General features: G+C 46.5%; 19 protein-coding genes and 1 tRNA gene. 9 read left to right on the top strand and 11 right to left on the bottom strand.

Annotated elements, in window-relative coordinates; translation table 11 throughout:
- Nucleotides 1–36: 36 nt before the first annotated feature.
- Both MIC7113_RS16835 and MIC7113_RS16830 read right to left on the bottom strand, forming a co-directional pair.
- Nucleotides 37–1,458, bottom strand: coding sequence for a WGR domain-containing protein (locus MIC7113_RS16835; RefSeq protein WP_015183369.1), 1,422 nt, complete (start codon nt 1,456–1,458; stop codon nt 37–39).
- A gap of 22 nt (nt 1,459–1,480) precedes the next feature.
- On the bottom strand, nt 1,481–4,063 hold the full coding sequence (locus MIC7113_RS16830) for a tetratricopeptide repeat protein (RefSeq protein ID WP_041780101.1): 2,583 nt from the start codon (nt 4,061–4,063) through the stop codon (nt 1,481–1,483).
- Between the two features lie 218 nt (nt 4,064–4,281).
- Between MIC7113_RS16830 and MIC7113_RS16825 the strand changes: the two genes are divergently transcribed.
- The gene (locus tag MIC7113_RS16825) at nt 4,282–4,545 is read left to right on the top strand and encodes a hypothetical protein (RefSeq protein WP_015183367.1); all 264 of its coding nucleotides are present in this window, start codon (nt 4,282–4,284) and stop codon (nt 4,543–4,545) included.
- Nucleotides 4,546–4,656: 111 nt separating this feature from the next.
- Here MIC7113_RS16825 and MIC7113_RS16820 read toward each other — a convergent pair whose 3' ends face one another.
- A complete protein-coding gene (locus tag MIC7113_RS16820; protein WP_015183366.1) occupies nt 4,657–4,839 on the bottom strand; it encodes a hypothetical protein in 183 nt (60 codons plus the stop codon).
- 420 nt (nt 4,840–5,259) lie between these two features.
- Between MIC7113_RS16820 and MIC7113_RS37295 the strand changes: the two genes are divergently transcribed.
- Nucleotides 5,260–5,436, top strand: coding sequence for a hypothetical protein (locus MIC7113_RS37295; protein WP_015183365.1), 177 nt, complete (start codon nt 5,260–5,262; stop codon nt 5,434–5,436).
- Nucleotides 5,437–5,604: 168 nt separating this feature from the next.
- Here MIC7113_RS37295 and MIC7113_RS16815 read toward each other — a convergent pair whose 3' ends face one another.
- Nucleotides 5,605–6,237, bottom strand: coding sequence for an SH3 domain-containing protein (locus tag MIC7113_RS16815; protein WP_155898019.1), 633 nt, complete (start codon nt 6,235–6,237; stop codon nt 5,605–5,607).
- 228 nt (nt 6,238–6,465) lie between these two features.
- On the opposite strand from MIC7113_RS16815, the gene MIC7113_RS16810 reads away from it, so the two are divergent.
- The gene (locus MIC7113_RS16810) at nt 6,466–7,656 is read left to right on the top strand and encodes a peptidoglycan-binding domain-containing protein (protein WP_015183363.1); all 1,191 of its coding nucleotides are present in this window, start codon (nt 6,466–6,468) and stop codon (nt 7,654–7,656) included.
- A 318-nt stretch (nt 7,657–7,974) separates the two neighbouring features.
- Nucleotides 7,975–9,123 (top strand): peptidoglycan-binding domain-containing protein, encoded by a 1,149-nt coding sequence (locus MIC7113_RS33445; RefSeq protein ID WP_015183362.1) that lies wholly within the window; start codon nt 7,975–7,977, stop codon nt 9,121–9,123.
- A 95-nt stretch (nt 9,124–9,218) separates the two neighbouring features.
- Here the strand turns inward: MIC7113_RS33445 and sigC are convergent, their stop codons facing one another.
- The 3 genes from sigC to lipA all read right to left on the bottom strand — a co-directional run bounded on the left by sigC (nt 9,219) and on the right by lipA (nt 12,713).
- The gene (gene sigC, locus MIC7113_RS16800) at nt 9,219–10,472 is read right to left on the bottom strand and encodes an RNA polymerase sigma factor SigC (RefSeq protein WP_015183361.1); all 1,254 of its coding nucleotides are present in this window, start codon (nt 10,470–10,472) and stop codon (nt 9,219–9,221) included.
- Nucleotides 10,473–10,876: 404 nt separating this feature from the next.
- On the bottom strand, nt 10,877–11,788 hold the full coding sequence (locus MIC7113_RS16795; RefSeq protein ID WP_015183360.1) for an NAD(P)H-dependent glycerol-3-phosphate dehydrogenase: 912 nt from the start codon (nt 11,786–11,788) through the stop codon (nt 10,877–10,879).
- Between the two features lie 55 nt (nt 11,789–11,843).
- Nucleotides 11,844–12,713, bottom strand: coding sequence for a lipoyl synthase (gene lipA / locus MIC7113_RS16790; RefSeq protein WP_041780932.1), 870 nt, complete (start codon nt 12,711–12,713; stop codon nt 11,844–11,846).
- A gap of 103 nt (nt 12,714–12,816) precedes the next feature.
- On the opposite strand from lipA, the gene MIC7113_RS16785 reads away from it, so the two are divergent.
- Nucleotides 12,817–12,890 (top strand) — tRNA-Pro (locus tag MIC7113_RS16785).
- Nucleotides 12,891–13,830: 940 nt separating this feature from the next.
- Here the strand turns inward: MIC7113_RS16785 and cas12k are convergent.
- From cas12k to MIC7113_RS16760, 4 genes are all read right to left on the bottom strand, one after another.
- On the bottom strand, nt 13,831–15,744 hold the full coding sequence (gene cas12k, locus MIC7113_RS16775) for a type V CRISPR-associated protein Cas12k (protein ID WP_015183357.1): 1,914 nt from the start codon (nt 15,742–15,744) through the stop codon (nt 13,831–13,833).
- A 141-nt stretch (nt 15,745–15,885) separates the two neighbouring features.
- Entirely contained in the window at nt 15,886–17,808 is a 1,923-nt protein-coding gene (locus MIC7113_RS16770; RefSeq protein WP_015183356.1) for a GmrSD restriction endonuclease domain-containing protein, read from the bottom strand.
- Between the two features lie 48 nt (nt 17,809–17,856).
- Nucleotides 17,857–18,165 carry a hypothetical protein gene (locus MIC7113_RS16765; RefSeq protein WP_015183355.1) on the bottom strand — a complete coding sequence of 103 codons (309 nt, stop codon included), beginning with the start codon at nt 18,163–18,165 and terminating at the stop codon, nt 17,857–17,859.
- Entirely contained in the window at nt 18,162–18,479 is a 318-nt protein-coding gene (locus tag MIC7113_RS16760; protein WP_216596327.1) for a hypothetical protein, read from the bottom strand. Before MIC7113_RS16760 ends, MIC7113_RS16765 begins: the two co-directional genes overlap by 4 nt.
- Before the next feature lie 98 nt (nt 18,480–18,577).
- Between MIC7113_RS16760 and MIC7113_RS16755 the strand changes: the two genes are divergently transcribed.
- The 4 genes from MIC7113_RS16755 to MIC7113_RS16740 all read left to right on the top strand — a co-directional run bounded on the left by MIC7113_RS16755 (nt 18,578) and on the right by MIC7113_RS16740 (nt 22,621).
- Nucleotides 18,578–18,802 carry a ribbon-helix-helix domain-containing protein gene (locus MIC7113_RS16755; RefSeq protein WP_015183354.1) on the top strand — a complete coding sequence of 75 codons (225 nt, stop codon included), beginning with the start codon at nt 18,578–18,580 and terminating at the stop codon, nt 18,800–18,802.
- 81 nt (nt 18,803–18,883) lie between these two features.
- A complete protein-coding gene (locus tag MIC7113_RS16750) occupies nt 18,884–19,108 on the top strand; it encodes a hypothetical protein (protein WP_015183353.1) in 225 nt (74 codons plus the stop codon).
- A 471-nt stretch (nt 19,109–19,579) separates the two neighbouring features.
- Nucleotides 19,580–20,815, top strand: a complete 1,236-nt coding sequence (locus MIC7113_RS16745; RefSeq protein ID WP_015183351.1) for a DNA cytosine methyltransferase — start codon at nt 19,580–19,582, stop codon at nt 20,813–20,815.
- Nucleotides 20,816–21,121: 306 nt separating this feature from the next.
- Entirely contained in the window at nt 21,122–22,621 is a 1,500-nt protein-coding gene (locus tag MIC7113_RS16740; protein WP_015183350.1) for an ATP-binding protein, read from the top strand.
- The last annotated feature ends 13 nt before the right edge of the window (nt 22,622–22,634 follow it).

The raw sequence follows: 22,634 nt of genomic DNA, 5'->3' as shown, positions 1-22,634 counted from the left end.
AAGGATTTAACCCGTTGTTTGTTCATAAGTTGAGTTCTAGACCAATTTTTTGATATCACCATAAGCGCGATAGAAGCCACCCCGTGCCGACTCGCGCACCTCTTGAACGAGATAGCGATCGCCTTCTTTACGAATATCTTTGGGAAACTGTACATTCCAACTGGGGTTGTATCCAGGCGAGACAATCCGAACTCTCAATTTACCCCCCTCCCGGAAGCACTCCACAATCACCCCTTGTGTCGTGTCGGCAGTCGTTTCCAACGTCGCCGAGGGGGCTGCACCCTCTCCTTTCGGGGCTTTAATCAGAGTTGCTTGGGGAACTGTACCCGCTTGGGCGGCAGCAATAGCCGCGTCACTAGCATCAATACAGGCTAAAGAACCATCGGTTGTCACAATATAAACACGCTGATCAAAAAACTGCATCGAAAACGCCGAACCGCAACCTGTACCTAGCTTCCACAGCCGTTCACCGGCCTGATTAAAGCAATAAATCGAAGAACTGTTATCTCCGGCGAAGACATATTTGCCATCACTAGCCGTAGCGCAGGAGTAAACCGCCGCATCACAGGAGTAAACGGGGCCTACTTCACCCTTCTTACTAAAACAATAAACCTTCTTATCACTTGTGCCCGCATACACAAATGAGGCTTCCTGCCAACCAAAGAGCACACTTCCCTTGGTTTTTTGATGCCACAGCATTCGACCTTCTTTGGCATCATACATCGTCACGCCTGCACTGTGACCGTGATAGACACCCGACTGATCACAGCGTACCATCCAACCACTCTGACCTTGACTCAGACGCGTCCACTGAGATTCATCATCATGATCAATGGTGGTTACGCCACCATTCGCGTCAGAAACGCCTAAGACACCATCGTTGATATCCAGCCAAAAGATATCGACATGTTCATCAATGGCGTAAGCGAGTCGTGGTAACTTACCTGTGAGGTCATAGACATTGCCATCATCACACCCCGCGTAAATCCAAACATCATCAGCAACCAGACATTTCACACCATCGGGGAGTTTAAACTGATTGAGAACTTGTCCTTGAGGATTGAGGGCAAAAACTTTACCCGCTTGGTTACCCACCCAACACCGTTCAGCATCGATAAAGATGCCAAAAGCGGATGAACCGGAGGCAAATTTCCAGAGGATGGGGGCTTGTTTTGCGGTGGAGGTAGTACTGGTAACTTGGCGGCGTGTCACCGGACGCTTCTGGCGTACACCGATGACGGCGTGTTCATAGCCTTTTTTCAGCTTTTCGTTGATTTTCTTCGTGGCATCAGCTTTCGCTTTTTCAGGAGTAGGGTAGGTTTTGCTCTGAGTCTGTCCCGAATCACCAATTCGACCATAACGGATGGTAACTTGGGTATCGTTGACGATGACTTCATAGAATTTGTGGGAACTGCCTTCGGTTTGAGACAGTTCTAAATAGGTCTTTTCTTCAGCCATTACCCGACTCCCTCGCTTTTGCCTACGGTTGGTCTATTCTTAGCAACGGTTTTAGCAAATTGCGCTCTTCAATGGGAAGTTGTAGTAAAACACGCTTATCGCCTTTTGTCTCACGATAGCGGACAGCTATATTGAGAAGACGGAGGGGGAGTTGGAATTGAGTGCGATCGCTTGTCAGTTCTTGCCATACTTCTAGCCATGTTTGTCTTGCCTTATCGCTAACCATTTCCGACATCAATTCGGGAATGCTGCGTACAAGTCCCTGTCCTAATGCAGAGATAACTTGGTGTTTGTCGTAAAGTTCTATTAGGGTGGAAATGCGCGATCGCCATATCGATGCATCGTGAGTGCTTTTGAACAGGTTGCGGATAATGGCCTTTTCGTCACCTGTGTCTGGCTCATCCGCATGAGCAAAGCGATGCAGCGCCTTGTCTAATGCTGCAATGCCATCTTCCCATCGGTTTAGTGCCAGTAAATACTCAGCACGGTTTAAGAAGACAAATGAAGACTGTTCTCCTAACTCAATTGCCTTATCGCAGGATTCTAATCCCTCGTCATAGCTTCCGAGTTCGCCCAGCAGCCAACCTCGATTGAACCAACCATCTGCATCAGTCGGGTCAAGCTCAATCGCTTTGTCGTAGGATGTTAATGCTTCATCGTAGCGCTCAAGTTGGCCCAACACCCAACCTTGGTAGTTCCAAACGAGTCCATAATTCGGGTCAAGCTCAATCGCCTTGTCAGCGCATACCAAGGCTTCGTTATAGCGTCTGAGCTTACTGAAAACCACACCTTGGTTGATCAAAGCATTAGCGTTAGTTGGGTCAAGTTCAATAGCCTTGTCGTAGGATACCAAAGCTTCTTCATAGCGTCCGAGATTACCTAGTGCGGCACCCCGATTGATTAAAGCATTGGCGTTAGCCGGCTCAAGCTCAATCGCCTTATCATAGGATATCAAGGCGTCTTCGTGGCGTCCGAGATTACCTAGCGTCGCACCTCGGTTTCTCCAAGTTATGGACTCATTGGGGTTAAGCTCAAGCCCTTTGTTGAAGGACGCCAAGGCTTCTTCGTAACGTTCGAGGCAGCGCAGCGCAATACCTCGGTTGAACCAAGCTATAGGCTCATTAGGGTCAAGCTTGATCGCTTTACTAAAGGATGCCAAGGCTTCTTCAATGCGTCCAAGAACACCTAAACAGTATCCCTGCTCAAGCCAGTCCTCTATGTGACCGCGAATTGCTACTAGTTCCTGTGCAATTTGCAGTGCTTGGGCAAAGTTCTCCTCTTCAAGATAGGCGTAATAATCCTCCAAGCAGATTTCTACAATCTCTTCAGCTTCTTCTTCAGTTTCTCGTAGCGCATGAAGCAAATATTCTCGCTCTAATTTGGCATTAGGTGGTAGCCGCCCTAATCGCTGTTCCAAATCCGTCCGCGTGTACCAAATCCGCAAAAAGTCCACAAATAACCGTACTGGCTCTCCCCGTTGCTTCTTGACCTCTAGGCAAAAGCGCATCAGTGGCTCACGCAGTTCGTAATAGGACTCGCGCCCGATAGGTTCAGAACGAACATAGCCCATTTCTAATACCTTCTTCAGTTGGCTGGATGCTGTCTGATGCGTCATGAAACAGCGTTGGGCTATCTCTTTGACAGTGACAGCTTGACGGCGATCGCACAAAAAATCGACAATCTTTCGTTGCTGAGGTGAAAGAAATCTCATTCGTTCCTGGTAGTAAGGAGTCAAATCATCCAGGGTTCGCATAAATGCGTCTACCAGTTGATCAAGCGACTCCTGATGAGTCAGAAATTCAGAAAATATGACATATAAACGATGGTTGCCACCCGCAAGGAAATGGACTGCTTTAATGCGATCGCGTCCCGTTGGCGTTTGAATAAATGATTCTAGTGCGCTATTACCCTTAAGTTTGGCGATGTTCGCTAACAGTTGCGTCGCCTCACTAGTATTTAAATCTTTTAGTTCTTCATGGCGGAAGAATCCATAAAAAGGTGCATTCTTCTGCTTGACATCTTTAAAATAACTCTGGGCTGTTGCCAGAATGATGCAGTTATTCTCTTCTAAAAAAGTACACAGTTGTTTTTGTCCATCTTTACCTAGCCCAGAAAACAAGTCGTCCAAGTTCTCTACGAGCAGAAGTAATGTGCGATCGCCGATAAATTCTTTAAGCAATGCTGCACCATCAGACTCAGCATCCTCAATCGGCAGTTCGTAAAGCGATTCAACACGCTCTGTAGGAAGGCACGGCTGTGTGCCCTTACTATTTTTAGATTCTTCTTGCAGGGCTTGGAAGACACATAACAACAAGTCAAGAAACGATGTAACGCTCCATTCCTCCTCGCTTAGCCATGCGATCAAGATGTGTTCCTGCAAATCTTTCATATCCCGGATACGGTGATATACCAACGAAACCAGGTGCGTTTTGCCAATACCACGCGCTCCAGTAAGCAGCGTATGATGCCTTGCTGATGCGAGAATGCGATCGCGGATGCATTCTATAAGGTTGTGTGCTAGCTCCTGACGCTGGACAAATATGGCTTCCAGCACTTCAGCCGACATCAGCCTAGGCGTGTAGCGGGAGAGGAAGTCTACTTTCACTTCAAATATACGTTGATTTAAACGTACTTCATTTTTAACATACGATATTCTTGTTGTATAGTTAATTCAAGCTATGTTATCTTTCCCTATAAGCAAATGAGCGCCTCTAGCTGGAACTAGAAACGCCCTCAATTGTTTGCAAATCTGCATGAGCAACTGGCTGGAACCAGTAACTCTCTTAACTTGTAGTTTCGGTCTATGTAGACCAAGGAGTTTGTATGTCCAATAATAACAAGGAACAGCTTAATCTGTTCAATCAGCCGATTGAGGTTTTGGTAGAAGCTGCTTGCACTGTTGAACGTGCGTCAATGCTGGTAGGACGTTCCAAAGGATGCGTCTACAGCCAACTTCGTCAAAACCAACAATTTCGGCGTGACGTTGCCACAGGTACATGGAACGTGTACCCAACAGGCAAGAAAGATGGCTCAATCCTTGTCAATGTCGCTTTTGCTCCAACTGGCAATACTTGGAAAGTTGTCTGATACTTTAGCTGTAAGGGACAGTTTAAAAACTATCTGAGCGATCGCACCTGCAAATCTCAAGCCAAACCCACCCTTACTGCTAAGAGTAAAGGCGGGTACACTTTTCCTCCGTTATCGAGTGGTTTCAAACAACTCGAACACAACTTTAAATTTCATGTTGGGAACTCGTTGCCGCAATAACAGCAGATGTCCATCCGCATCTGAGCGAGAGCGGTATCGGGCGATAATCAGCCATTTCAGAGTGGGAAGCTGACGAGCGATCGCCCAAGGCTTAAGGCTGGGTTTTTCGTTCATAATGAATTTGACTCCTTTGTTATGGGGAGCCAGAGCCAGCCTGCGACTTTCCACGGTGACGGGCTGGCTTCTGACTTTGTTGCTGTTGCAACATTAGTATTGTAGCAACTTAAATTGACAAAATCAATAGTTTATGGTAATAATTTTTCTGGTCAGAGAAAGGTTAGGGGTATCAGCCATCCTCGAAATCTTGCTCCCTCCCCTTGGTAACCGGAGCTTTAGTGAGGAGAGGGTTGGGGAGGGGTTCTTTGTATTTTTGCAAGAGGTCTAATGATACCGGCTCTTCTTTGTGTTAAGAAAATTAGCTAAACTTTAACCTTAATTGCAAAACTCCCAGCAAATGAAAGCCAACTGAGAAGTGATGGTAGGTTGTAAAACTGTAACTCGCTGTTTTAACAACCTCACCGATAGATTCACACGATGTACAACAAAAATTCTAATAAAGACTGGCTGGGAGCAGCTGTAACAGCCGCATTAGGGGCTGGGATCGTCACATCTTTTGCTGTCAGCCAAGGGCAGCACCCCCTGATGGCTTTAGCTATTACAGGTTTTTCGGTGCTGGTTGCTCTGTTGTGCAGTGAGTTAGGGCTGATTTAAACGGAGTATCTCAACCCATTTTGGGCAGAATTCATCAAAATTTCAGGACATTTTAAACATTTGTACAATTAGCCCAGAATCCATGTCTGGGCTAAATTAATTGTTGGATTGCACAAGACAGAACCTACAGGTTTCTAATTGGGGAGATGCTGTCAACGCTTTATAGCCCTACGACTGAAAACAAGCAACAAGATTAATATCTCCTCTAGCAGGAATTCCATTAGACATCCATCCAACGCTAGGATCTGTCAGTTTAGTCCACTCGCGTCCCATGCCATCTGTGATAAATTCTGGCGGATTGGAAAGCGTGATGCGATCGCCAAAAAATACTGTGCTAACTTGACTAGAACTAATTTCGGGTTTCTCTCGCACTGCCACACCCTCAACACCCTCATAAATCACTTGGCGGCAAAGATTGCGCCTCGCCGGAAGAGTGGAGACTTCAGCGCAACGTTTGAGGTCTTGGGTCTGTACGAATCCGCTGATGGGAGAACTCACGGCAATCCACCCATCTCTCCCACCTGCCTCTGCTAAAATAACTTTTTCGTTGGACTGTAGAGCTCTAATGCGATTGGTGGTTGAACGATCTTGGTAGATAAATGTCGATCTGGCTGCTGCCCGACACTCTCCTACTCGCTGCGCCAGTTGAATATTGCTTTTCTTCAGAGAAAAAATAGCTTCTGATGCCAATCGGCTGTTGCCTGTCGCAGTGTTGCTCAATACAGTGGCAGTAGCCTTCATCCCTCCCACCGTACTTAATACTAAAGCAAACACAGCGATAGGTCGGCCCCAGTGGCTCATTCGTTTCATACCATTAACCCCCCACATCATTTTGTCAGTCTTTCTGTCAAACATCAGACCCAACAAAGACTATATAAATCCTATTATTTATTGAAGCATATTTCCCAATTCAATCAGTCGATAAGACTCATTTGTAATTTCATGAATAGAGTATAAACAGTGTTAAACCAATTCGCTAAAATAAAATCTTCCTTGATAAACTAATAACCAAAAATTACCTAGCTCAATATGGAGACACTCACGTATTTTCATTTAGCATTAGACTATGAAGCAACAACAGACACGACTGAGCTTTTAATTCGGGACAGTCTGAAACTTTTGGAGTGGTGGAAGCGGCAAAAGCTGGTCACCCAAGCACGGATTTCGTGGCTTTCGTTGCTGGTCATTCTGGGTACTTTAGGGGTGGCAGGGGAGGCACTGGCTCAAAGGACAATTCAATTAGGCGATCGCAACCCACAGGTAACCTTCATTCAAAATCGTTTACAGCAGCTAGGATATCTTGATCGCTCGGCAGACGGTATCTTTGATCAAGCAACCCAAGACGCAGTCATCCGTTTCCAGCGGGATAAGAGACTCAATCCCGATGGTGTTGTGGGCGCACAAACTGAGTCGGCACTCTTTGAAGAATTTGACCGCAGAACCAACATTTCCAGGCGGGATTTTAGTGTTAGTAATCGTTCCAATCGAGTCCTGAAACAAGGCGATCGCGGAGCAGAAGTCACGGCTGTTCAACGGCGTTTGAGGGACTTAGGATATTTTAATGGACAGCTAACGGGATACTTTGGTCGAGCCACTAAAGAAGCGGTGAGCCGATTCCAGCAAGCCTATCTGATACAGCCGGATGGAATTGTAGGTTCTGAAACTCAGTCAGCCTTATTTGGATCAGCCACTGCCACATCCCAATTTTTTCAAAACGATTCACTCGACTTACCCCCTCCACCCCCGCTTTCAGGGAGTCCTTTCCCAGGGAGATTCAACCCCATTCCTTCTGCACAAATATTGCGCTTGGGCGATCGCGGTCCCGAAGTGACGAATCTTCAACAAGAGTTGAGACAAAGAGGCTTTAATCCCGGTCGTGTTGATGGGGTTTATGGTTTGCAAACTCAGGAGGCGGTTAGGCAGTTTCAGAGAACTCGTGGCTTATTGGATGACGGGATTGCCGGTGGAGAAACATTGACGGCTTTAGGACTCAGTTCTCAAGCCAGAAGAAATCGCTATGTAGTCGTGGTACCTGTTCTTAATGAGAACACCCTTTATCAAGTACGCGATATAGAGGGTTTTGCCAGTGCCTCTTTAGCGAGCTCAAAACGCGGCAAGTATGTTAATGCTGGCTCTTTTCCTAACCGTGCCACAGCGGAAAGCCGCTCCTATCAATTGCGATCGCAAGGGCTTGATGCCAGGGTGGCGTATTTTCCCTAGTGTACGCAGGCAGAAATAACCCAGCAAAAATTTCCCTTTTTCCAGTCTTATCTGCGCCCCCATCCTCACGCTTAGCTTTGACCCCACTTTTCTCAGAGATAGACTAACCTTTGCCAACTTGGTCTAGGTATAGTTAGCTGCATCACGGCGAGTCTGTATTATCGTAAACTAGAGCGTGACAATCTACAAAGGTCATTGCATCTTGCCTGTTCGTTTAATAGGGAATTTATCAAAAAATCAGGAAAATCCTGAGGTTAAATTTCCCATACGACCCAATGCTAATGCGTTCGGGTCAAAGTACCCTTTGGAGACTTCATCATGGAAACCCTTGCCTATCTTCACCTGGCTTTAGCTAACGAAGAACCGACGGAAACCGATTATGGAGATTTGACTGCATCTTGGGAAAGCTTAAAACAGTTGAGTAGAGGCACAATTCATCAGGTCTGGAATCAGCCCAAGTTTTCTAGGTGTGCCGCTGTCTCTCTACTGTCTTTCAGTATTGCTTTGGGCGTCGTGGGCATGGCTAATCAGGCTTTCGCCGCTGTTCAGGAAGGTGATCAGGGCGCAGAGGTTACAACTGTTCAGCAACGATTGCAGGAATTGGGCTACTTTAAAGCCAATATCACAGGATACTTTGGTACCTTAACCAAAGATGCGGTAATCCAATTTCAGCAAGCCCAAGGATTGGCACCTGATGGGATTGTAGGTACAAACACTCTGGCTGCATTGGGAGAGCAATCTAAACCAGGTGCCAAGCTAGTGCGACAACTCAATTCACAGCCACTACCCAAGCCGAAGCCAGTCAGAGTGTCTACGACACGCAATTTGCGATTAGGCGATCGCGGTTCCCAGGTGAGTGCCCTTCAAGAGAGTTTAGCCATAGCCGGGTTTCCGGGTGGTGCCAACGGTATCTTCGATGAAGCAACCCAAAAGGCAGTCATTCGCTTCCAACAAGCGAAAGGACTCGCTCCCGATGGAATTGTTGGGCCGCAAACCTTAGCCGCCTTGCCCGTGATCGGTGGTCCCAATCCTTCGTCATCCCGCAGAAATCCCAGCAATCGTTCAAAACCTAGTACAACGACGACTCGCACCACATCCAGGGATAGCACGAATCGTTCAAAACCTAGTACAACGACGACTCGTTCCACATCCAGGAATAGCACGAATCGCACCACACCTAGTACAACGACGACTCGTTCCACATCCAGGAATAGCACGAATCGTTCAAAACCTAGTACAACGACCAATCGCCAAACACCCAAAACGACGACGAGTCGATTGAATACAGCCAATACTAATCTGAGTAATTCGACGACACTGGCGTTGCAAAAGCGCTTACAAGAACTGGGCTTCTATCGTGGCGAAATCGACGGGATTTGGGGGCCACAAACCCAGGCCGCCGTTGAAGCCGCGCAACGTTCCTATGATGTGAGTGCCGCTGATCTAGAAAAAAGACAGCCTAATTGAAAGTCAAAAATCACAACTTAAACGTCCAAAATAAAAAAACCGGCTGAAAAGCCGGTTTTACAGCATTTAGAACACAGACAATGCCAATGCGTTAATTAAGTAAGAGCTTCCAGATAATCCCGAACGCGGTTGCGGCGCTTGGGTTGGCGCAATTTCTGTAAGGCTTTCGCTTCAATTTGACGCACACGTTCACGAGAGAGCTCCAGAGCACGACCAATTTCGGCGAGAGAATAGGGATGACCATCTCCCAAGCCGAACCGCATCCGAATCACATCGCGTTCACGGCTGGTTAGATCTGCCAACAGTTGCTGTAAATCCCGTTGCAGAGCTTCCCGCATCAAGACTTCTTCTGGAGAAGTTTCTTCGGTTTCGAGTAAATCACCTAATTCAGTGTCTTTTTCTTTGCCTACTTTAATTTCTAAAGAAACAGAGCGAGGCACTCTCAGTAAGACTTCTCGCACTTGCTCTTTAGTCATTTCTAACTCCAGAGCAATATCTTCGATGGTGGCTGTGCGACCTTTTTCCTGAGAGATTTTGCGTTGGGCTTTTTTGATTTTGTTGAGTTTTTCGGTAATGTGAACGGGCAGGCGAATAGTACGGCTTTGAGTGGCGATTGCCCGCGTGATGCCCTGGCGAATCCACCAATAAGCGTAAGTACTAAAGCGGTAGCCTTTGGTTGGGTCAAATTTCTCGACCGCCCGCTCTAATCCCAAAGTGCCTTCCTGAATTAAATCGAGGAGTTCCAAGCCACGATTTTGATACTTTTTCGCTACCGACACCACGAGGCGTAGGTTAGCTTTAATCATGTGTTCCTTGGCACGGTTGCCTTGGGATTGAATTTGTTCTAGCTCTTTGACCGACAGACCCGCTAACTCGGCCCAGCGCTGTTTTCCAGCGGCCAAGATAGGCTTCAAATCCGAAACTTCCACACCGGCAGTAGCCGCCCACCGTTCTAATGAGGGACGGTGACCTAGTTGAGACACTAGGCGGTCATGAGTCTCGATTAGATGGACATAGCGCTCAATTACAGTATCCGATGTCTTGGCAAACTCAGCTCGCAAGTCCAGCATCCGCATGTAGCGCTGAACTTTCTGAGCTTCCGAGACTTCCTCATCTCGCCTGAGTAAACGAACTCGACCAATTTCCTGAAGGTATAACCGAACCAGATCGGTAGTACGGCGGTTGGTAGTTTTGGAGAAGCTAGCGGCTTCTGGGCCATCACTCTCCAGGTCAACCAAATCATCTTCTACCGATAGTTCTAGATCGTCGCTTGTACCGTTGGACTCAAAGCTGTAGGGAAGCAGCTCTTGGTCGAATTCTGTGTCGGCATAGAAAGGAGTGGCTGGCATAATAATCTCTTAATTACGACCGATGACCGCACCATCATGAAATGTGCGTCACAACTTATTACTAGAGTTCCCACCCTTGATGACCGGAGAACAGCGCTTATATTTTGTTTACCAACAAGGATGACGAGTTGGGGCTAGCATTCCTTGCCGATAACTAGTGCTGACGTATCGCTTCAGTCTCAACTACCGTATAAACATTGGCTTTGAGCCTAAAATCTATCTTCGGGTAGAGTGACTGGGCTTCTCTGTCTCATAGCTCTAGTATAAGCGTCTCACTATTGTTGGAATAGTGACCTTGGTCAAAGGCTATGTTAATCTTCATCACGAGACAGGTAGATTCCTGAAAGATTTCTAAATCTTAAGAAAAATTTTTTTGAGAAAAACGTCCCTTATCTTTCTGTTTCTCACTCTGGCTTAGTGTCTCGCAGCATTAATGCCTCAACAGCCGCTTGCGGGGTAATCTCACTTTTGAGTAAGCGATACACCTGATAGGTAATGGGCACGGAAACACCTTGTCGGTTGGCTCGCTCCAGCAGCACTGGAGTCGTGTTCACCCCTTCTGCTGTGCCTTCCAGTTGTGCCAGAATTTCTGAGAGTGTCTTACCTTGAGCCAGTTGATAACCGACTTGATAATTGCGACTGAGTTCGCTGTTACAGGTTGCCAGTAAGTCTCCTAGCCCCGACAGCCCGTAGAAGGTTTCCGCTTGAGCGCCCCAATCGGTGCCAACCCGGATAATCTCAGCCAGTCCTCGCGTCAGGAGAGCCGCTTTGGCATTCGTGCCCAACTGTAAGCCATCACAAGTCCCTGAGGCGATCGCCATCACATTTTTTAATGTTCCGCCCAATTCCACACCCAAAGGGTCAGGATTGGTGTAAACCCGAAATTTTGGCGAAGCAAAAGCCTGCTGCACAAACTGAGCCGCTTTGGCGTTGGTACTGGACACCGCCGTAGCCGCCGGGAGTCCCTGTTTAATTTCTTTAGAAAGATTAGGGCCGGAGAGAACCACCACTGGATTTGCGGGAAATGCCTCTTGCCAGATTTGCGAGGGAGTGCGGGTGGTGGCGGGATCTAAGCCTTTCGTCGCCGTGATCAAGATTTGTTCAGGATGAATTGATAATCTCTGTAGTTTTGTTACCACAGAGTTAACACCTGACATAGAAACCGCTGACAAAATAATACTGGCACCCTGTAAGATATCCTCTAACCGTTCCGAGCTACTACGCGACCACAAACGGATTTCATGCCCGTTCTGAGACGCGAGGTAACTGAGAGCAGACCCCCAAACACCGGCTCCGATGATGGCTATTTTAGTCATTAGTCCTTTGTCTGTGGTTATTGAGCGCTATCATCACTCCATCTTTTCCTCTTCCTTAACGAGGATAACGCTGCATTAATTCCCGGACTTGCTCGGCGTGATAAGAACTGCGGGTGAGGGGAGAGGAGACCACTTGCAAAAAGCCCAACGATTCACCATACTCTCTCCAGGCATCAAACTGAGCGGGTGTGATGAAATCAGCAATGTTTAAGTGCTTTTGGCTGGGCTGGAGATATTGACCAATGGTGAGGATATCGCAGTTTACCCCACGCAAATCTTGCATGACTTGGCGGATTTCGCTATCGGTTTCTCCCAATCCCACCATTAAGCCCGATTTTGTATAAATCCAGGGGGCAACCTCATGGGTTCGCTGCAAAAGTTCGAGCGATCGCTGATAATTTCCTTGAGGACGTACTCGTCGATAAAGGCGAGGTATCGTTTCCGTATTGTGGTTGAGTACCTCTGGCTTAGCTTGGCAAAGGGTTTCTAGGGCATCCCAGTTGCCACAAAGATCGGGAATTAACACCTCAATTGTGGTCTGAGGGGAGACGGAGCGAATTCCTTCAATGCATTGCACAAATTGGGATATCCCGCCATCGGGTAAGTCATCTCGATTGACAGAGGTGATGACGACATGGTTCAAACCCATACGCCGTACAGCTTCTGCCAAACGGGTCGGTTCCGTAGGGTCAAGGGCTTTAGGCTTTTTTTCAAAGTCAATATCACAGTAGGGACAGGCACGCGTACAAGCTGGTCCCATAATCAAGAAGGTGGCGGTGCCTGCCTTGAAGCATTCCCCGATGTTCGGGCAAGAGGCTTCCTCACAAACCGTATTCAGGGCTAAATCACGCAAAATTTCTTTAACATTACCGACTCGTTCCCACTGAGGCGCTTTGACACGCAACCATTCTGGTTTAACGACCACTCCCAGCCCAGCTCCCACTGAAGTTACAGTGATTATCCTAGCAAGCTGGCGGCTGATTGCCGATACAATGTGATACCATAGATGAGTTACGGCTATAACTTATCGGGATGTAGCGCAGCTTGGTAGCGCACTTCGTTCGGGACGAAGGGGTCGCAGGTTCAAATCCTGTCATCCCGATTATAATTGTTGTACATTCACAAATTAAATGTCGCTATTAACAGATTGATGTCGTTTTTAACAAATTCACGTCGCTGTTACGGCGACTTTGCTTCTAGGCAACTGTTAACAAATTATTGTCGCTAAACTTCTGAACGTGGAAAATGAAGTAAGAAAGTTACCCTCTCATTGTGTTGAGAATATTTAATCCTATCAGAATAATCCCGAACGAAGTGCGCCTTTCAACCTTCCCTACAAATTCCAGGAAATAAGGTAACACAGACTTTCAACCCATCCCAAGGCGGGAGGGGTGATGAAACGCGGTAAGGATGCCCAATGTTGCACTCCTTGAAGCGGGCTTTCAACCCATCCCAAGGCGGGAGGGGTGATGAAACCGCGCCCGCTGAAACCCTTGTCTACACAACCTGACAAATATATTTTTGACGGCTGATTTTAAATTGCTCATTTCAGCTCTTTCCCAAGAAGAAAGTTGACTGACGTGAAAGCCTAAAACCAAGACTGGACAAGAGTTTTGAACTACTGACGGCTACTCAGGGATTTTGACCCCGCTTTCAGCCGTCAAAAAAATATTAGGGAGGGCTCCCCCGAAGGGGACGAGTTCGGAGCCACCACTGTGGTAATCCACACCCTTGTTAACAAGGGCTAAGGCTTTGGGAAAATTTACCTCCTCCCTCAGCCCGACCACGAAAGCTGGGAGCGCACCTCCCATATACTCTATACTTCGGTATTCAGATACGGGAATTGTCCCACCGATGAAGAAGGTGTCATCGGGGCAGCATTACGGGCGGGTAGCTACCAGGGCTCAGAAAGTAAAACTGCCTTCCGGACAGTCAAACAGACCCTAACTTAGCACTGTACAGAGGCAATAAGCATGTACGAGCGGCGCTGTTAACTAATTAACATTGTTTATTTATATTGTCAAGGTTCAGGAAAGGTTTACCTAGCTAACTGATACTTTACGGTTTGCATAGGCAGCTAGCACTAAATCCCTTGCTTTCTCTTGAGGGGTGTCCCCATGCGGTTGGTGTACTTTTTCTGTGGCAATCCCGGCTTTTCCGGCTTTAAGCTCAATACACTGGGCTAATCGACTGTAACTCCAACAGTGAATGCTGGCACGATAATCCTTGGCGTAGCTATCTTGAAGCTTTTGATTGCCCGGAAATTTTTGTTCGGCTCTAGCCCGGACTTCACTCTCAGCCGCTTCCTCGATATTTCTCAAGTCAGGTAGGACAATACTGCTAGCTCGATACTGTGAAGCCACTTCGACAATCGCTTTTGCCAGCAGTCTATCCACATACTCCCCTTGTTTCGATTCTCCAAAGTTACAAGGAGCACCATTTTTTTGAGCGTTGTGACGTTGGTGGCTATTGAGGCGTTGTTGCTCTTGCCTACGCTTGAGATATTCATACTGAGTCTTTTTCTTCTTAGTTTTCCCTTCCTTGATTGGCTTATTCAGTAATTGCTTAACATCACGATATGCTAGAACTTCGCCAGTTTCGACGTTGACAACTGCAACCGTTGCTGGTTTAGCTCGTCCGAAGCTTACCCCAATGACAATTGAGCAATTGCCCTTGTAGCTTGCTCTGCTGGGACGGGAGAAGCCCTGAAACGTTTTAAGCCGCTCTAGAGAAGTATTCAGTTTTTTACTTTGAGTGCCTTTTGCTTTCTGGCGGTCGATAGCTGCTTGCGTTTGAGCAATCTTTTCTGCACGTACCTCCTCAGTTCCCTGTGCCGTCCACAAACGAGTCTCAACAGAGCAGTGAAGCAGCAGCCGATGCACTTGCCAAGGTTCGCCCTCACCTTCACCTTCTTGCCAAACTAATCGAGCAGAACGTAGAGTCAACAATCCAGCAGGAACCTGATCCTTGTTCTGCGTAAAAATTTTGTAGTCTTCATAAAAGCGTTCAAACCAGTGTAGTTGGCGCTGGTCGCAAAAGACCTCAAAGGTATGCTTGCTGATGCCTTTGCCATTGAAGCTAACGCAGATGCGCCCCTGTTCATTGCTCGACCATCGCAAGTCGGTGCTGGTTTCATAGGATATCGAGAAGGGAACAGGGCTTTGTTTTCTAGTCAGACTGGCTTGCACTTGTCTCAAGTGTTCGTCATCAATGATTAGTCCCTGCGCTTGTTCCAGGGCTTCCAGCCACTCTTGCTCAGATAAATTTCTTCCCTTGGGAAGACGACTCTTAAGTTGTTCTTTGAGGCGTTCGATTTGGATTTCCTTCTTGCGCCGCCGCCGTTGATAAGCTTCGGGGTCTTCTTCTACTTTGTTAACCTGGCAGCCATTTTTCAATAAATAAGCAATAACACAGCGTAGGCGGGGAGATTTGAATTTATCGTAGGCTGTAAAGAGGTTATCCCATAGAGCGCTGGAGTTGTCTGTAGTGGCTTGGTCTGGTTCTGCTTCTCGGCTACACTCCAACTGAGCCTTGATCAGGATTTTCGTCGCTTCAGTACGCAACTTCTCCAAGCTCAAACCGCTTTCTTGTTCTAGTTCCAAATCGCTTCTTAACAGAGAAAACCAGCGTTGTTTTCTCCAGAGACGAAACCTCCGTTCTTCTTGTAGAGCGAACCAAGACTTGTAAATGTCTTTGACTAATTTCTCAGCAGCGTTGGCGAAACGACCAGGCATATCCTGGAAGCGAGATTCAGTTCTGAGATTGTCGCAGAGTCCTTCAATAACTTCGGCTTTGATGTTTCCTACTTTCAACCAATTCTCTAAATCCGGGTGAGTATTAATCTGCTTCAGAAGTTCGTTGACCAAAAGTGTATTTTTTTCCACCATTAGGCTCCAGAGATGGCGCAGGGAGTCTTTAGTCGCTTTGAGCTGGCATTGAACTGTAATGATGCTCATGACTTGGGAAAACTATGAGAGTAAAAATCGAGAAGCTGAATGAAAACAGGTGTACTACTATATCAGCTAGAAGAAAAACAGTTGTTCTAATTACAGTCCGGTGATTGCCTCTGGCACCGCCCTTTGGGGCGAGCGCAGTTTTTATTTGGGAGCGTGATAATCGATAAACCTCTTTGGATGGAATCCATTACCACTCCCATTTTCCGGCAACGACTCCCCAACTAAACTCTTACCCATCGCTCTACCAATTTTGGCTAACAGCGCCTGCGTCCTTAGTTCAAAAAATGCCTCAAAATCATCGTTGTGCAAAGTTGTCGGCTCAATTAGGTGCGAGCGCAAAATCTCATTAATCCTCTGCCTTGACATTCCCTGTTCTCCTAACTTTGCCAGATACTCGGATGGGGCTTTTCCCCCTAAAAACTTATTGGTCTTTGCCGTTAGGGGTGTTTTGTTAATAATGCTGTTATAACGCGAGCGGGGAATGCCTTGTTGCTTGCACCACTGTTGAGGAAAGATGTGGTGGTTCTCAATCTTCTCGTCAAAGTAACGAGCTGCCGTAATGGGTTCGCCACTGACAAAATCTAATGCCCCATCACGTCTAAGTAAAGCCGCGATCGCTCTGTAAGTCGCCCCTTGAGAATTCACTAAACTCTGCAACCGTTCTGCCGATAGATGTGCTTCTTTTACAGTTGATGGCACTTCGCCACCCTTAATCCATTTAGGGACTTCGAGCAAATCCTTCCCGGCAGTCGCTTCCCGCGAACGTGAATAAATCCCCGATGCGGCCCCACTGTAAAACCACTGTTGTAAGTGTTGCCGCACCCAGTCCAGTTTTATTCCCTCTTTTAGAATCGCAAACAAAGGAGCCATAACCACAAGCTGCATGGGGTAAGGAAGGTCGTTAGCATCGAAGATGGCTTGGGTATGGAGAAAACGAGCCACTTCCTCAAAGGCGGCACTGATCGGTTCCATCCAGTGCTGATATTGCGCTAACTCTAAACCCAGTACATCCTGACGATTACACGCTACTCCCGGTAGCCGTTCAGGATGACAACCCTGCTGCTGAGCTTGCACTCGTCGCGCATAGTTGCCCATCAAAGCGATCGCCTGTAAAAAATCTGTTGGCTTTAACAGGCGCAAAACTGGATGAGAACTAAAGCGTTTCTCTCTGGCTATCCAGTCTGAGCGCAGGTCAAAATCAGCGGCAGCAAAAGAGGAGGTTAACAAGTCAAATTGTGTTAATTCGCACTGTCGTTTGTTGTTCTCCTCGAAAATGTAACAAACAGCTTCTTTAGGTAGTTCGGCTCTCAAGACGAACAATCCCATCTGATAATGCTCGAATTTTTTGATGACGGTTGCTTCAAACTCATCAATCAAGGCTAATTTTTGGGGGTCGTAATGCCAGTATTTGCAGTATTGAGAGCGCCATTGAGGGAAATTAAAGACCTGGGAAATGGGAAATAAACCGAGTTCAAATTCTTTTTTCGGTGTCGAACAGTCAATTACAGGTTGTCCGGGCCGGTAGAGCTTTTTATCGACCGTTAAGCCCCAGATGGCATCTCGGCGATCGGTGTGGGGGTAGTCGAGGGCTTGGGCAATGTCGATGTAGTACCAACGTTGCTCTGGTGGGTAGCGTTTGCCTCGGTCAATCCGCACAGGTTGGTCGGATAGCAGGCACATGAACAGACTGGTGAGGCGTTGCTGTCCGTCAAGAATCAAAGCTGTTGGTACGGGAGGATGAGCAAGGTTCAAGCTTTCGACAAGGCGGGGTTTGAATTTTACATCCGGGTTGCCTTGCTGAAGGAGCATTACCGCTCCTACGGGGAAACCAAGGGAGACGCTAGCAATTACCCGTTCAATGCGCTCTTCGTCCCAACACCAGGAACGCTGAAAGTCTACGAGCTGAATTTTGCCCTGTTGGATGTCCCGTAGCAGGTCGAGCAGGGGTTCTTTGGTGATATCGAAGGTGGAAATGGAGGTCATGCCCTTGTTCGTGCTAGAAGTCGGCAGCAACGGAGTACTTCTAACCACCCTAAAACGTTCTTCTGTGACCAAGTGAGGCATGAATCGAATTCCTCTCAATCTGATAGGTTTTTGTTAACTTTGTTTAAATTACTCTTGACTATTGGATATAGGGCATAAAAGAGCCTTCAACCTGTCGGGAATTTCTTCAAAATGCTCGATAAACAAATCAGCGAGTGCTAGGTAGCGCAGGTGGTATCTAGTCGGTGGCGAAAAGTTGGTTCCTCGCTCAAACCAGCGTTGGACTGTGGCGAGGGAGCATTGACAGATAGCTGCCATCTGCGATCGCGTTACGTTCCACTTGGCTTCAAAGGCACGGAGAGACATCCCTAACTGGCAGTTGGCGTAGAGACGAATCAACTCTAGTTCTCGTTGTCCGAGGGGACGAGGAGAGGTCATGAGTTGGTCTCCAAGGGCAGAGGTTCAAGGTGTTCTTCCCAGCAGGTATCCGCGACACAGAACTGAGCGCTGGGAGATTCGGGTGCGAGGAAAATTAGATATTTCCACGCCCATTGGCAGCGATGGGAGGCAAAGGCGTAGAACCGACCAATGACGATACCCCTGTCGGTTTCGTCTATATCAGATAACGGCTTCCACTGGAGGCGATCACCATACAGAAATTTGGGTATTGCTGTGCCATCTGGAAAGTCAGTGGGAAGCCTGACCGATGGCGGTAGTTCATCCAGACTGATTAGAGGCAAGTTGGGACTCACGGTTAGAGGAGGATTAAGTCAATCTTTCTGTCAAAGTAGCACATCAGCTACTAATAAGCTACATATCAGCTAAGAATATTCAAAGGAGAAAGGCTCAAGTGTACGATGAAGGCGGTTTGGATGAAATAGAACCTGTGAGCAAAAGAGTTTTCCTAACTCTGCCTGATTTGGTTTATGAAAAGTTGGAGCGGTGGGCAAATTACCAAGGAAGACCCGTCGCCAATTTGGCTGCATACATTGTGGAGAAGGCTATGGAGGAAGCAGAGGCAGAAGGTAAGATTCCGCTACCCCCAAAAAAGCAACCTCCAGCCGAGAAAGGCTAGAGGTTGGGAAAGTAATGCGCGATTGGCTTTGCCAGCGCCTAAAGGGCGACTGGGCTTCGCCCACGCTACGCGATCACATTTTTGATTGAAGAAACGCTGAGTAACCGCGATTGGGCGCTTGGGAGACTTGCGGCTGATGCTGAAATGCCTGTGGAACGGATTAATGAGTTACTAGAAGGTGATCGTGCTTCAGATGCAGAACTCCAAAACCTCGCCCAACGTCTGGTTAAACCGGATAGTGAAGCGTGGGAGGAAGGAGAACTGGTGGATATTCGACCGGCTGAGGATTTGAAGTGGAGGAGGTAGGAGATGCGATCGCGCTAGGCAGTTATACCAAGCCCCTTCTGTGTGGAAAAGGTCAAATTGCAAAAGCGGCTCAGCTTACTTAAATCTCGCATTTAGTCTTGATATTCCAGATAAGCTCTGAGTCATCTGGTCAAACAAAGAAATATTTTTAAATGTCGTTTCTGATTCCAACTGAACCATCAGGCAGTGCTACTATAGCATCGGCAAAATGTTCATTCTCAGGAGTTAATTCCGTCCTAAAAGGTTAATTTATTGTAGGTTAAACCTATCAACTTTGTCACTTAAACTACGCCCTGTATTTTTAATTTTACTCAATATATTATATGCACATTGATAATCTTCTTTATTTTTTACAAAAATCAAGCTCAACATCTTTATAATACTCCTATTATTATATTTTTATTCTGATACCAATGCATCTTAAATGTAATAAAATAAATATCAGATGTTCTTTTAGGGAATTTCCTGTCAATGTCAAAAAAGGTTCCAGCAAATTTTAAAATTCCTACTGTTCTTGATATATTTTGTGGGGCTGGAGGAATGAGTTTGGGCTTTCAGAACGCTGGTTGTAAAATCCTGGGAGGAATTGATAATAATTCCCATGCTATTCGCACTCATCACAGAAACTTTCCTAACTGTAAGTTTAAATTACCTGCTCTAGATATCAGTTCTCTTGATTTACAGAAATTGCCAATCAACCCAGGAGAAGTTGACATTTTAATTGGTGGGCCTCCCTGTCAAGTTTTTTCTAGGGTTGGTATTGGCAAAATGAAATCCTTAGGCAAAAAAGTAGAAGAAGATCCAAGAAATTTTTTATATAAATATTTTGTTAAATGCTTGCAGTATTATAAACCTTTGTTTTTCGTTATGGAAAACGTTGATGCTTTAGTACTAAAGAAAGATTTATTCTCGAAGATACTTAATAGCCTTGAATTAGGGTTGCCACGTCAACGAGAAAGTTTTCCAGGTTACAGAATTCAACACAGTATACTAAATGCTTCTAATTATGGTGTTCCTCAAGTTAGACAACGTCTATTTATAGTTGGCATTCGACAAGACTTGGATTTCAAGTTTGAATTTCCTAAAGCTTTTAGAAGAAAAAAAGTTTCAGTAAGTGAAGCTATCAGTGATCTAATCCCTCTGACACCTCCTTATATACCTTTAAGAGAAAAAAGCAGTGGCCCAAAGCAACTTGACACTAAGCAACCTTATCTATCAAAACCTAAATCAGAATACCAAATAAAAATGAGCAAAAAGATAAGAAAAAAAAAAGAACCAGATGGTGTAATGAACCATATCTGCCGTGCCCATAATCCACTGGATATGATTTGCTTTGCCATGCTTTCACCAGGAGGTAAGTACCTAGATTTACCTGAATTTATGAGGCGATACCGATGGGATATATTTGATGATAAATATAAGCGCTTGCCTTGGGATAAACCTGCTTGGACATTAACGGCTCATATGGGAAAAGATTGTCTGGCTTACATTCATCCTAAGCAGAATCGTAGTATTTCTGTGAGAGAAGCTGCCAGACTTCAAAGCTTCCCTGATGACTTTGTCTTTGATGCACCTATGACAAGAATGTTTGAGCTGGTTGGTAATTCTGTACCACCTCTTCTTGCTGAAGCGATCGCCAAACCTATTGCCAAACAGGTACAAGCGTACTATGCAAGCACTCAGCTCAGTTTGTTTGATGCGCTATAGTCAAAAAAGAAATCATCTCTAAATCAAGAGTTCAGTCAGAGACCCAAACCCTTAATCAAAGGGCAAATATTCTGTTTACTTCAGGCAATGAATGAATCAATAGCCAGACCGTTACTGCTATGGAATCGGTCAAAAAGTCTTATGAGCCAGAGGGAATCTAAGTACTGGTGTGCTTTCGGAAAGTATTTTGGGAATTCTATTAAATAGACGGGTTGGGGTTGGTGGTTTACTGAGCTTGAGCAGTGAAATTTATTGCCTCTCCAACTTAGAGGGCTAGCCTGACCCTAGGTTCACCAAGTAAAAATAATGACTCTAGCTACTAAGCTGACTGAGGAAGAATACGACATCGCGGAGCCTCATGCGCCTGCAATGATTGAATCACTGCGGGCTTTTGGCTACAACATTCAAACGGCGATCGCAGATCTGATTGACAACAGCATTTCCGCAGGGGCGAAGAATGTCTGGCTGACTTTCTTCTGGGACGGTTCCGAGTCTTATGTGTCTATTCGGGACGATGGCAAGGGTATGACCGAAACAGAACTCATCAACGCCATGCGACCGGGTAGCCGGAATCCACTAGAAGAACGGGAGCCGGATGACCTTGGGCGATTTGGTCTGGGACTCAAAACAGCCTCATTTTCCCAGTGCAGGCGGCTCACGGTTCGTTCACGGGCAGTAGGTGACAAGCCAGTGACCCGTCGCTGGGATTTAGATTATGTTAACCAGACTGGCGAGTGGCGATTACTTCGTTCAGCAGCACCGGGGTCGGAAGCGCGACTGGCAGAACTAGACGAAATAACAAGCGGGACTGTGGTGCTATGGGAGTGCATGGATCGGCTTGTAGGCGGGACAAAGACTGACGATCAGAAGGCACAAAACCGCTTTCTAGAAATTATGGAAGATGTGGAAAAGCATCTGGTTATGGTATTCCACAGGTTCTTGGAGCGGCGGAATCAGTTACAAATCTGGATTAACGGCTTGCCCATCGAACCTTGGGAACCATTTCTGACTAAAGAGAAAGCTACTCAGTTTTTGCCAGAGGAGAATCTGTATATCGGGTCAGAGCGGGTAGTTGTTCAACCTTATGTGCTGCCTCATCACTCAAAAGTCGATCAGCAAACCTATGAGAAAGCGGCGGGACCAAACGGCTGGAATGCTCAACAGGGTTTCTACATTTACAGGAATGAAAGGATGCTGGTAGCAGGTGACTGGCTGGGTCTGGGTTTACAGAGGGATGAGCATTGTAAATTGGCTCGTATCCAGGTAGACCTGCCCAATTCAATGGATAGTGACTGGAGTATCGATGTTAAAAAATCTAGAGCGCGTCCACCTTCGTCTTTAAGAGCAGACCTCAAGCGCATTGCAAGACTGACGCGGGGAAAAGCTGCGGATATATACAGACATCGAGGAAAAATCATTGCCAGACAGTCTTCAGAAAGTTACGTCTTTCCCTGGCAGAAGAAGGTAAAACATGGCAAGGTATTTTACTCGATTAACCAAGAACATCCATTAGTTAAAGAGGCACTCAATGTTCCCAAGGAACATCGCCAGGTTATCCGGGCATTACTGCGACTGATTCAAGAGACTGTTCCCGTACAGCAAATCTGGCTGGACAGTGCCGAACACTTAGATCAGCATAGCCAACCTTTTGAGGGAGTGCTTTCTAAAGAAGTCAAAGAAGTAATGATACAAGTTTATAACGCTCTTATAAAAAGTGGATTATCTCCTCTAGAAGCTCGGAGACGCTTAATTACAATGGAACCTTTTCAGCACTTTGAAGAACTGGTAGCCAGCTTAGATGAATAAATATAGAGGAGGC

The organism is Allocoleopsis franciscana PCC 7113 (assembly GCF_000317515.1).
Classification (GTDB): Bacteria; Cyanobacteriota; Cyanobacteriia; order Cyanobacteriales; family Coleofasciculaceae; genus Allocoleopsis; species Allocoleopsis franciscana.
The sequence above is the reverse complement of the archived record's forward strand: the minus strand, read 5'-3'. Positions and strand labels throughout refer to the sequence as shown.

What these genes read in the sequence shown, in the direction of transcription:
- MIC7113_RS16835 (WP_015183369.1), bottom strand. Translation starts at nt 1,458, where the DNA reads ATGGCTGAAGAAAAGACCTATTTAGAACTGTCTCAAACCGAAGGCAGT.
- MIC7113_RS16825 (WP_015183367.1), top strand. Translation starts at nt 4,282, where the DNA reads ATGTCCAATAATAACAAGGAACAGCTTAATCTGTTCAATCAGCCGATT.
- MIC7113_RS16820 (WP_015183366.1), bottom strand. Translation starts at nt 4,839, where the DNA reads ATGAACGAAAAACCCAGCCTTAAGCCTTGGGCGATCGCTCGTCAGCTT.
- MIC7113_RS37295 (WP_015183365.1), top strand. Translation starts at nt 5,260, where the DNA reads ATGTACAACAAAAATTCTAATAAAGACTGGCTGGGAGCAGCTGTAACA.
- MIC7113_RS16815 (WP_155898019.1), bottom strand. Translation starts at nt 6,237, where the DNA reads ATGAGCCACTGGGGCCGACCTATCGCTGTGTTTGCTTTAGTATTAAGT.
- MIC7113_RS16810 (WP_015183363.1), top strand. Translation starts at nt 6,466, where the DNA reads ATGGAGACACTCACGTATTTTCATTTAGCATTAGACTATGAAGCAACA.
- MIC7113_RS33445 (WP_015183362.1), top strand. Translation starts at nt 7,975, where the DNA reads ATGGAAACCCTTGCCTATCTTCACCTGGCTTTAGCTAACGAAGAACCG.
- sigC (WP_015183361.1), bottom strand. Translation starts at nt 10,472, where the DNA reads ATGCCAGCCACTCCTTTCTATGCCGACACAGAATTCGACCAAGAGCTG.
- MIC7113_RS16795 (WP_015183360.1), bottom strand. Translation starts at nt 11,788, where the DNA reads ATGACTAAAATAGCCATCATCGGAGCCGGTGTTTGGGGGTCTGCTCTC.
- cas12k (WP_015183357.1), bottom strand. Translation starts at nt 15,744, where the DNA reads ATGAGCATCATTACAGTTCAATGCCAGCTCAAAGCGACTAAAGACTCC.
- MIC7113_RS16770 (WP_015183356.1), bottom strand. Translation starts at nt 17,808, where the DNA reads ATGCCTCACTTGGTCACAGAAGAACGTTTTAGGGTGGTTAGAAGTACT.
- MIC7113_RS16765 (WP_015183355.1), bottom strand. Translation starts at nt 18,165, where the DNA reads ATGACCTCTCCTCGTCCCCTCGGACAACGAGAACTAGAGTTGATTCGT.
- MIC7113_RS16745 (WP_015183351.1), top strand. Translation starts at nt 19,580, where the DNA reads ATGTCAAAAAAGGTTCCAGCAAATTTTAAAATTCCTACTGTTCTTGAT.
- MIC7113_RS16740 (WP_015183350.1), top strand. Translation starts at nt 21,122, where the DNA reads ATGACTCTAGCTACTAAGCTGACTGAGGAAGAATACGACATCGCGGAG.